This is a genomic window from Methylobacterium sp. WL18, assembly GCF_008040015.1.
In the GTDB taxonomy this organism is placed as follows: domain Bacteria; phylum Pseudomonadota; class Alphaproteobacteria; order Rhizobiales; family Beijerinckiaceae; genus Methylobacterium; species Methylobacterium mesophilicum.
In genome coordinates this window covers 1-9,409 of record NZ_VRVD01000138.1, presented here as the reverse complement: position 1 = coordinate 9,409, position 9,409 = coordinate 1, and the positions used below count along the sequence as shown (strand labels likewise).

The 9,409-nt window shown below is 67.9% G+C and carries 7 protein-coding genes and 2 pseudogenes; 5 read left to right on the top strand and 4 right to left on the bottom strand.

Annotation, left to right across the window (positions count from 1 at the left end; all coding sequences use genetic code 11):
• A pseudogene (locus FV228_RS12490) lies at window positions 1-291 on the bottom strand (GNAT family N-acetyltransferase); the annotation flags it as partial.
• Window positions 292-301: 10 nt separating this feature from the next.
• Window positions 302-1,717 (bottom strand): oligosaccharide flippase family protein, encoded by a 1,416-nt coding sequence (locus FV228_RS12485; protein WP_147854913.1) that lies wholly within the window; start codon window positions 1,715-1,717, stop codon window positions 302-304.
• Window positions 1,718-2,045: 328 nt separating this feature from the next.
• Here FV228_RS12485 and FV228_RS12480 point away from each other — a divergent pair, with 328 nt between their 5' ends.
• Both FV228_RS12480 and FV228_RS12475 read left to right on the top strand, forming a co-directional pair.
• Complete coding sequence (locus FV228_RS12480) at window positions 2,046-2,687, top strand: DUF4433 domain-containing protein (RefSeq protein ID WP_147854912.1); 642 nt, start codon at window positions 2,046-2,048, stop codon at window positions 2,685-2,687.
• The gene (locus FV228_RS12475) at window positions 2,687-3,766 is read left to right on the top strand and encodes a macro domain-containing protein (RefSeq protein ID WP_147854911.1); all 1,080 of its coding nucleotides are present in this window, start codon (window positions 2,687-2,689) and stop codon (window positions 3,764-3,766) included. The genes FV228_RS12480 and FV228_RS12475 overlap by 1 nt, the downstream gene beginning before the upstream one ends.
• Before the next feature lie 93 nt (window positions 3,767-3,859).
• On the opposite strand, the gene gpmI is transcribed toward FV228_RS12475, so the two are convergent.
• Together gpmI and FV228_RS12465 are read right to left on the bottom strand one after the other, a co-directional pair.
• Entirely contained in the window at window positions 3,860-5,359 is a 1,500-nt protein-coding gene (gene gpmI / locus FV228_RS12470) for a 2,3-bisphosphoglycerate-independent phosphoglycerate mutase (RefSeq protein WP_147854914.1), read from the bottom strand.
• Window positions 5,360-5,575: 216 nt separating this feature from the next.
• Complete coding sequence (locus FV228_RS12465) at window positions 5,576-6,655, bottom strand: glycosyltransferase family 2 protein (RefSeq protein ID WP_147854910.1); 1,080 nt, start codon at window positions 6,653-6,655, stop codon at window positions 5,576-5,578.
• Window positions 6,656-7,088: 433 nt separating this feature from the next.
• On the opposite strand from FV228_RS12465, the gene FV228_RS12460 reads away from it, so the two are divergent.
• The 3 genes and pseudogenes from FV228_RS12460 to FV228_RS12450 form a co-directional block, all read left to right on the top strand.
• Window positions 7,089-7,907, top strand: coding sequence for an ABC transporter permease (locus FV228_RS12460; RefSeq protein WP_238262047.1), 819 nt, complete (start codon window positions 7,089-7,091; stop codon window positions 7,905-7,907).
• Complete coding sequence (locus tag FV228_RS12455; protein ID WP_147854908.1) at window positions 7,907-9,139, top strand: ABC transporter ATP-binding protein; 1,233 nt, start codon at window positions 7,907-7,909, stop codon at window positions 9,137-9,139. The genes FV228_RS12460 and FV228_RS12455 overlap by 1 nt, the downstream gene beginning before the upstream one ends.
• A 15-nt stretch (window positions 9,140-9,154) precedes the next feature.
• A pseudogene (locus tag FV228_RS12450) lies at window positions 9,155-9,409 on the top strand (glycosyl transferase family 1); the annotation flags it as partial.

Here is a 9,409-nt window from a genome sequence, read left to right as displayed (position 1 = left end):
GCCCATCAGCACGGGCAGCGGCACGCCCCAGCGGCGCCACAGCCGGCGGAACGGCCAGGCCGCCAGGATCCGCACGCCCGGCGCTTCGGGGGGGCGGTCGGCCACGATCAGGAGCCGCACGCCGTCGCCGAAGGGGTCTCGGGCCGCCAGCGCGTAGCCGGCCTCGTAGAACGGGTTGCGGACCACGGCGCCCGCACCGAGCGCCCGCCAGGCCGGGATCCAGGCGGCGGCCGGATCGAGGGGACGGACCGCTGCCACAAGGCCGCCGGCAAGGGTCGCGGTGTCCGGCATGGCGCGCCCGTCAGGCCGCGAGCCGGTGGCGGATCGCCCCGGCGAACCCGAGCACGTCGTAGCGCCACGCGGTCGCCCCGGCCACGGTGAGGAGCAGGACCAGCCGCAGGGCCTGGCCGGGCGGCATCAGGCCGCCCGGGATCAGGCCGATCCCGGCCATCACCGCGCCGCAGACCAGGGCCGCGCCGGCGATCCCCGTCATGTCGGCGAGCGGCAGCGGCATCGTGGTGCCGGCCCGGTAGGCGCCGAGCACCAGCACGAGGCAGGCCGCCGCCTGCCCGCCCGCGAAGGCCAAGGCCGCCCCGGCGGCGCCGAGCGTCGGGATCAGCAGCAGCGAGAGTGCCGCCACCGCCGCCAGGGTTGCGAAGGCCGCCCCCGCCTCCAGCCGGCTGGTGCGGGTGAAGTAGATCACCTGCCCGAAATAATAGGCGCGGAACATCATCAGGATGCTGGCCAGGATCAGCACCGGGGCGAGCGCGCGCGCCTCCGCCCGGTAGGCCGGCCCGAGCAGCACCGCGACCACGAGGTCGTCGAAGCAGAGGAAGAACACCGCCCCGAAGGCGGCGATCAGGGTCATCGCCCGGGCGGCGTCGCTCAGCACCCCGGAGGCCGCCGCGATGCCGCCGACCCGCGCCTCGCGCTTGGCGATGGAGATCAGCGACAGGGCGATCGCCTCGCCGAACACGATGAAGCTCTGCTTCAGGAAGTCGGCCAGAGCCCCGTAGGCGCCCAGCCCCGCGGGCCCCACGGTCTTGGCGATGATCAGCCGGTCGAGGCTCTGGGCCAGGGCCGCCGTGCCGAAGGACAGCACCAGCGGCCAGCCATAGGCGAACAGCCGCAGCGCCTCGGCGCGGCTGCCGCGGCCGGGCATCATCGGGGCGATGGTGATCGCGGCCGGCAGCGCCGCCAGGGCGTTCGCGGCGGCCACCGCAAAAGCGAGGTGCAGCGGATCGCTCGACAGGTGCAGCGCCAGGCTGCCGAGCCCGAGCATCAGCACGGCGCGGCTCATCACCGAGGCCGCCACCGCACCGGCCTTCAGGCGCGTGCGGGCGATCTCGGTGGACCCCTCGAACAGGGTGGTGCCGAAGGCGAGCGCCAGGATCGCGGCCGCCATATCGGCCGGGACCAGCCCGAGCCCGGCCGCGAGCGCGCTGCCGAGGCCGGCGAGCAGCAGCGTGCCGGCGAGGATCCGCACCACGGTGCCAACCTGCGCCGGCTCGCGCGCCTCGTCGTAGAGGGCGAAGAACGCGAATTTCGGCCACTGGCAGGTCGCCCCGTAGAGCACCAGCGCCCAGGACAGGACGTACAGGTAGATGCCGTAGCTCTCCACCGGGGCGAGCCGGGTGAACACCGCCACGGAGGCCATGTTCAGGGCGGCGGCGAAGCCGCGCGAGCCGACATAGATCAGGCTGTGCCGGGCAATCATGTCCTACGCATCATGCGCCATAACGGTTGCCGCTTCGGCGATGCCCCTTATGCGGGCGCAAGCGTTAGGGCATCGTTCCGGATACCGGATCCACAGCGATGCTCGACGTCACCGTTCTCGCATCGTCCTGTCCGAAAGCCGGAAACTACCTTTCGGGACGATGCTTTAAGGGCCTGAGTCGACGGGACGGTCGCACGCCGAAACAGGATGATGGTAAATCGCTAACCGCTTGGCCTTACGGTCATGGACGAAGCTTGGGTTTTCCCGAGGGATTTCCGGCGATGTCCGAGCCAAGGCGACAACCGTAGGGGGCTGGCGAGCTTCACCCATGACGGCGTTTCTGAAGCAGGAGAACGGTTACATATTCCGCATCGTGCATCGGGAGAATCTGCCGCTTGTGCTGGCGCGTGGGCTCTACGCGAGGAACGCCGACGGCTCTGACCCTGGCTACGTCAACATCGGCAATCTCGATCTTATCGGCCGCCGTGGCAGCCGGTCTGTTCCAGTTCGGCCGGGGGGCGTCCTGAACGACTACGTGCCTTTCTATTTCACGCCCCTCTCCCCGATGGCGTTCAACATCAAATCGGGCTGGAACGGCATAACTCGACGGGCGAACGACGACATACTTATATTTGTATCAAGTATATACCATGCCATTGATCAAAGTTTGGAATTAATATTTACAGATAGACACGCTTATCTGATGACGGCCAACTTCTATCGTGATGTGGAGCGCCTCGACCAGATAGATTGGGTAGCGCTAAGGTCCAAGGACTTCAAAAAGGATCCTACGAACCCTGAGCGTGTGGAGCGATATCAAGCCGAGGCATTAGTCCACAGGCATGTGCCTCTGGACGGCTTGAAGGGGGTTGCGGTTCACAGCGAGAGCGTCCGCGCAGACGTTCAAAAATTTGTGGACAAAGCGGGAACACCGTTGCTAGTGCGCACTAAGCAGAGTTGGTATTTCTGATGATCACCTTCACACAGGGCGACCTTCTTGACGCGCCTGCGGAGGCGCTGGTCAACACCGTGAACACGGTAGGCGTGATGGGCAAAGGCATCGCGCTGATGTTCAAGGAGAATTTTCCGGACAACTTCCGGGCGTACGCAGCTGCCTGCAAAGCGGGTGAGGTAAAGACGGGTCGCATGTTCGTAACCGAGCGCGGCCATCTCACGGGGCCTCGCTGGATCATCAACTTTCCGACCAAGGCCAACTGGCGCTTCCCGTCCAAGATGATTTGGATCGAGGAGGGCTTGGCCGATCTCCGCCGCGTGATCGAGCAGAACGGTATACGTTCGATCGCGGTACCACCCCTCGGCAGCGGCAATGGCGGCCTCAACTGGGCCGATGTTCGCCCACGTATCGAGGCCGCTCTCGGGGACATCCCCGGGGTCGAGGTGATCGTGTACGAGCCGACAGCCACGTACCAGAATGTCCTGAAACGAGAGGGTCGAAAGTCACTCACACCAGCGAGCGCGCTCGTTGCGGAGCTCGTACGTCGGTACGCCGTGCTTGGCTTCGAGTGCTCATTGCTTGAAGTGCAGAAGCTAGCTTATCTTCTAGAGTGTGCAGTCGAGGCCACAGCTCCTCAAAATCCTCTGACGCTCGCATACAAGGCCAATCGGTACGGCCCCTATGCTGATCGGCTCAGGCATCTGCTTAACGGCATGGATGGAACTTATCTGCACTGCGATAAGCGACTCGCCGATGCTCTTCCGCTGGACCTTATCAGGTTCGAGGACAATCAGCGGGACCGGATCGCCGCCTACCTGAAGGCGGACGGCAAGGATTACCTCGTTGCCCTGGAGCGGACGACCGATCTGATCGACGGCTTCGAATCTCCGTTCGGGATGGAGCTTCTTGCCACCATCCACTGGCTCCTGCATCGAGCGGGCGTCGAGCCCACCGTCGAAGCTATGATGCGGGGCATCAAGCAATGGCCTGGTGGTCCCGGCTCAGCCGCGCGCAAGGCTCGGATCTTCGATGCGCGTGTCGTTGGGCTCGCGTTAGAGCGCCTCATCGGTCGCGCGGCGGCCCCAACCCACTGAAAGCCGTCTTCGACCAGGTCAGACGGTTCTGTTCGGCATTTTAAGACGCCGTCGCCACGATCCCGCCCGCCGAGCGCCCTGCGCCCGGCCCGCTCAGCGCCGGATCAGCGACCGCCCGGTCATCTCGGCGGGCTGCTCGAGGCCCATCAGGTCGAGGAGGGTCGGCGCGACGTCGGCCAGGCGGCCGTCGGCGAGCGTCACGCCATCGACGCCGACCAGCATCGCCGGCACCGGGTTGAGGGTGTGGGCGGTGTGCGGCTCGCCGGTCTCCGGATCGCGCATCATCTCGCAATTGCCGTGGTCGGCGGTGACGAGCAGCGCCCCCCCGCCGGCCCGGATCGCGTCGACCACCCGGCCGAGGCAGGCATCCACCGTCTCCACCGCCTTCACGGCGGCGGCGAGGCTGCCGGTATGGCCGACCATGTCGGGATTGGCGAAGTTCAGCAGGATCATGTCGTAGCGGCCGGAGCCGATCGCCTCCACGGCGCGGTCGGTCAACTCCGCGGCCGACATCTCCGGCTGCAGGTCGTAGGTCGCCACCTTCGGGGACGGCACCAGGATCGCGTCCTGGCCCTCGAACGGTGCCTCGCGGCCGCCGTTCATGAAGTAGGTGACGTGCGGATACTTTTCGGTCTCGGCCATGCGCAGCTGTGTGCGCCCGGCCCGGGCCACCGTCTCGCCGAGGCCGTTCGGCAGGTCGAGGGGGCCGAACAGCGTGTCGGCGAAGGCATCGATCTCGATGCTGTACTGAACGATGCCGAGGGCTGCGGCGAACCGGACCGTCCGGGCCCGGGGGAAGCCCGCGAAGTCCGGATCGAGCAGGGCCTCGAGGATCTGCCGGGTCCGGTCGGCGCGGAAATTGAAGCTCAGCACGCCGTCGCCGTCCTGCATGCCGGCATAGTCGCCGATGATGGCCGGCCGCAGGAACTCGTCCGACAGGTCGAGCACATAGGAGGCGGCGATCGCCTCCAGGGCACTCGCGAACCGGGCGCCGCGCGCCGCACTCATCGCGTCGTAGGCGATCGAGACCCGCTCCCAGCGCCGGTCGCGATCCATCGCGTAGTAGCGGCCGCACAAGGTGGCGATGCGGGCGCCCTCGGGGAGCGCGGCCTCGACGGCCTCCAGGCAGCCGGCCGCGGAGCGCGGCGGCATGTCCCGCCCGTCCGTGAAGGCGTGGAGGCGGACCGGCACGCCGGCCTCGACCAGCACCCGCGCCAGCGCCACCGCGTGGTCCTGGTGCGCGTGGACGCCCCCGGGCGACAGCAGGCCGACGAGGTGGCAGGTCCCGCCGCTCGCCCGCAGCGCGTCGATGAACCGGGTCAGGGCCGGGTTGGTGGCGAGCGAGCCGTCCGCGACGGCGGTATCGATGCGCGGCAGGTCCTGCATGACCACCCGGCCCGCGCCGATGTTCAGGTGCCCGACCTCGGAATTGCCCATCTGCCCCTCGGGCAGGCCGACATCGGCCCCGAAGGTCTGCAGCCGCGCCCGGGGCCCCTCTCGCATCAGGCCGTCGAAGACGGGCGTGCGGGCCTGGTGGACGGCATTGTCGGCGACCGCGTCCCGGAGTCCCCAGCCGTCGAGGATCACGAGCATCACGGGGCGCGGGGTCCTGTCGGGCACGGTCACAACACTCCAAGGCCTGCACGGCACGGCGCGGGTACTCCGGACCCCTGAGGTCCGGAAAGATGCGCGTGTCGATAATCGGCTTGGCCGCGCGAGACTACAGCCCAGGGTAGGAATTGGCGACGGAAGGGGAACGGCGTCCGGCTTCTGACACCGGATTCGCATGGCCCGTTCGCGGAATCCCGGTCAGTTGACGCTCGCCGGGTCCGATCCGGGTGCGACGCCGAGCAGGGGCGGCTTCCGGCGCAAGGCGGTCCGCAGCAGGGTCCGGCGATAGCCCCGATGCGACAGGAAGCCGGCGGCCCAGGCCAGGTGCATCGCGATCGCCGCCGGGCCGCTCATGACCAGGCCCGGCTCCCGCGCCTTCAGTGCCAGCGCGAGACCGCTGAGGCCGCAGCCCCCCGCATAGACCGCCAGCAGGATCAGCAGCATCGGGGCGACCGTGACGAGGGCCAGGGCGGCGACGCCGTAGAGCAGGACCAGGGGGGGCAGCATCTGGCGCAGCCGCGGCAGGCTGGCGTGCTTCTCCAGGGTCCGGGCGCAGCCGCGGCCGTACAGGAAATATTGGCGGGTCAGGCTGAACAGGGTCGCGCGGGGGTAGTAGGTCACGACGAGGTCGGCCGCGAGATAGATCTTGCCGCCGGCCGCGCAGAGCCGACGGTCGAGCTCGGCGTCCTCGTTGTGCGAAAAACTCTCGTCGTAACCGCCGACCCGCAGGAACTCGCGCCGGTCGAAGATGGCGTGGTGGCCGTGGGCGACGTAGCCCGAGATCCCGCCCAGGCGGTGCGCCGAGCCGCCGTTGCCGAGGCGGCTGTTCTGGGCGGCCGCGATGGCACGCTGCAGCGGCGTCACCCCGATGGTCCGAAGGGGCACGACCACCGAGACGGCGTCCCACTGGCGAATCGTCCGCACCAGGTCCTGCACCCAGTTCTCGGGGTAGGCCGCGTGGCAATCGGCGCGCACGAGATAGGTCGAGCCCGGATGCGCGAGGCGGGCCGCGAGGTTGAGCGCCGAGGCCTGGATGCGGCGGGCGTTGTGGATCAGCTGGATCCGTGGATCCTTATCGCTGAGCGCCTGGACGATGGCGCAGGTCGCGTCGCTGCTGCCGCCATCCATCACCAGTAATTCACACGCGAGCGACCCTGAGGCCGGCATCACCGAGCGGATCGCCTCGGCGATGTGCTGGGCCTCGTTCAGGGCCGGCATGGCGATCGTCACCAACGGGATGCTCGCGCCGTCCGAGCCATCGACCGAAGCGTCCTTCATGGCGGTTCTCCTCAGACCCGAGCCCGATCTTGCGCCGGACCCGCGGTGGCCCCGTTCCGGAGGAAGCCCAGCGCCTCGGTGAGGACGGCTCGTTCGCCCGGCACGCGTGTCCGGGCCGGCCGAGCCGGCATCGACAGAGACGACGTCCCGCGCCCGGGGTCTCTTCTGTCCTCATAAGCAATCAATACGGTGGTCAACGACAACCACCTCTTCAGTCGGGAGGCTCGGTACGACGAAAGATGTAATTCGTGCCGGATGACCGCGGTGATAGCCCGGCTCAGTGGGATCGCCGATCCGGCAGCTGATGCCGCGAACGGATCCAGCAAGCACCGATCGTCGTGCGGGATCGCTTCGAATGATGGACTCTTTGGACGCGCTTGCGCTCGATGCGCCGAAACATGGCCTGGCCGGGCCCAGATCGGAACCGGCCGCGATGCCGGTCACCGAAATCGGGCCCGACAATCAACTCGTCGCCTTCGATGCCGCCGGGGTCTGGCAGTATCGCGGGTTGCTGTGGGTCCTGATCCTGCGCGACCTGAAGGTGCTCTATCGCCAGACCGCCCTGGGCGCCTGCTGGGCCATCGCGCAGCCGCTTTTCACGGTGGCGATCTTCACGGTCATCTTCGGCCATTTCGCCAAGATCCCCACCGACGGGGCGCCCTATGCGCTGTTCGCCGGCAGCGCCATCATCCTGTGGACCTACTTCGCCGAGTCGGTGCGCCGGAGCGCCACCGGCCTCGTCACCGAGGCGGAACTCATCCGCAAGATCTACTTCCCGCGCCTGGTGATCCCGCTCGCCACCGTGGTGTCGCCGATGGTGGACTTCGCCATCGCCCTCGCGGTGATGCTGGTGCTGATGCTCTGCTACGGGGTGATGCCGAGCTGGCACATCGTCCTCGCGGTGCCGACGCTCGCGGTCACCGCGATGCTGGCGCTCGGGGTGAGCCTGTGGCTCGGGCCGGTCAACGTCCGCTTCCGGGACGTCAAGCACACGCTGCCGTTCCTCATCCAGATCTGGATGTACGCCTCGCCGATCGTCTACGCGGCGAGCATCGTCCCCGACTCGGTGCGCTGGCTCTACGCGCTCAACCCAATGGTCGGGCTGATCGAGGCGTTCCGGTTCGCGATCCTCGGCGGAACCACGCCCGACCTGTTCGCCCTCGCGGTCTCGGTCACGGTGTCGTCGCTGCTGCTGTTCACCGGACTGATCTTCTTCCAGCGCATGGAGCGCTCTTTCGCGGATATAATCTGATGTCGATGGCGATCAGCGTACAGGATATCGGCAAGCAATACTGGCGTGCCCCGCGGGCCACGCACGACAACTCCCTGCGCGAGGCGCTCATCGACGGCGCGCGGGGCCTGATGACGCGCCGGTCCGAGGCGCGCCCGACCAAGGAGGGGTTCTGGGCGCTCAAGGATGTCAGCTTCGGCATCAAGCACGGCGAGAACGTCGGCATCATCGGGATGAACGGGGCCGGCAAGAGCACCCTGCTCAAGCTGATCTCGCGGATCGCCGCCCCGACCACCGGCAGCATCCGGCTGGTCGGCCGGGTCGGCGCCCTGCTCGAAGTCGGCACCGGCTTCCACCGGGAGCTCACCGGCCGCGAGAACATCTTCCTCTACGGCTCGATCCTGGGCATGCACCGCCACGAGATCGCGGAAAAGTTCGACGCGATCGTCGAGTTCTCGGAGATCGGCGACTTCATCGACATGCCGGTGAAGCGCTATTCCAGCGGCATGTATGTCCGGCTGGCCTTCTCGGTCGCCGCCCATCTCGAGCCCGACATTCTGCTCCTTGACGAGGTCCTGGCGGTCGGCGACTACACCTTCCAGAAGAAGTGCATCGACTTCGCCCGCCGCCTCCAGAGCAAGGGCTCGACGATCCTGCTCGTCTCGCACAACATGTTCAGCGTGAAGACCATGTGCGAGCGGGTGATCTACATCAAGAACGGCCGCGTCGCCTTCGACGGCCCCACCGACGAGGGGCTGCACCACTACGAGCGGGACAGCTACCTGGCCGACGCGCCCTGGTTCCGGCCGGAGGGCGGCCACCACCCGGTGGAGATCCAGGACGTCACGGTCGCCGACGAATCCGGCGCTCCGAAGACGCTGTTCCGGCACGGCGAGCGGATGCGGATCACGGCGCGCTACACCGCCTCGGAGCCGATCACCGACCCGCATGTCCTGTTCTCGATCACGCGATCGGACGAGCTGCTCTGCTGCAACTTCAGCACGATGACGGACCGCGCCAAGCTGCAGACCCTGTCGGGCGACGGCACGATCGAGCTGCTGACGCCGCCGCTGACCCTCACCGCGGACACCTACAAGGTCTCGGTGGTGGTCCGGCAGCGGGGCTTCGAGCGCCTGCTCGCCGCGCGGATCGGCGCCCGCTTCCACGTGGAGCACCCGGTCTTCGCCCCCGACGTGTTCGGTGTCTTCCACAATCCCGGCACCTGGACGGCGGATTCCGCACCGCATCGCTGAAGCCCGGAGGGCACGATGGCCATTGTTGCGTCAGAACTCCGCCATGACGGACGCCGAGACATCGACGACGAGACCGCCCGGCGCGCCGGGCGGATCCGGGCGAATTTCTCGGCCTTCGATGCCCGGGTGCGGGAGGCCGAGCGCCGGGGGGCTGCGGGCGACCTCGAAGGCGCTGCCGTCGAAGCCGCCATCGCGGCGACGATGGCGGCCCATCGCCATTGCGGGGTCTTCGCGAGCCCGCGCCTGGAGCACCTGACCGCCGAGATCGGC

Bases quoted from the DNA above. Each gene is read 5' to 3' on its own strand.
- FV228_RS12465 (WP_147854910.1), bottom strand. From the start codon at position 6,655: ATGAAGGACGCTTCGGTCGATGGCTCGGACGGCGCGAGCATCCCGTTG.
- gpmI (WP_147854914.1), bottom strand. From the start codon at position 5,359: ATGCTCGTGATCCTCGACGGCTGGGGACTCCGGGACGCGGTCGCCGAC.
- FV228_RS12460 (WP_238262047.1), top strand. From the start codon at position 7,089: ATGCCGGTCACCGAAATCGGGCCCGACAATCAACTCGTCGCCTTCGAT.
- FV228_RS12475 (WP_147854911.1), top strand. From the start codon at position 2,687: ATGATCACCTTCACACAGGGCGACCTTCTTGACGCGCCTGCGGAGGCG.
- FV228_RS12455 (WP_147854908.1), top strand. From the start codon at position 7,907: ATGTCGATGGCGATCAGCGTACAGGATATCGGCAAGCAATACTGGCGT.
- FV228_RS12480 (WP_147854912.1), top strand. From the start codon at position 2,046: ATGACGGCGTTTCTGAAGCAGGAGAACGGTTACATATTCCGCATCGTG.
- FV228_RS12485 (WP_147854913.1), bottom strand. From the start codon at position 1,717: ATGATTGCCCGGCACAGCCTGATCTATGTCGGCTCGCGCGGCTTCGCC.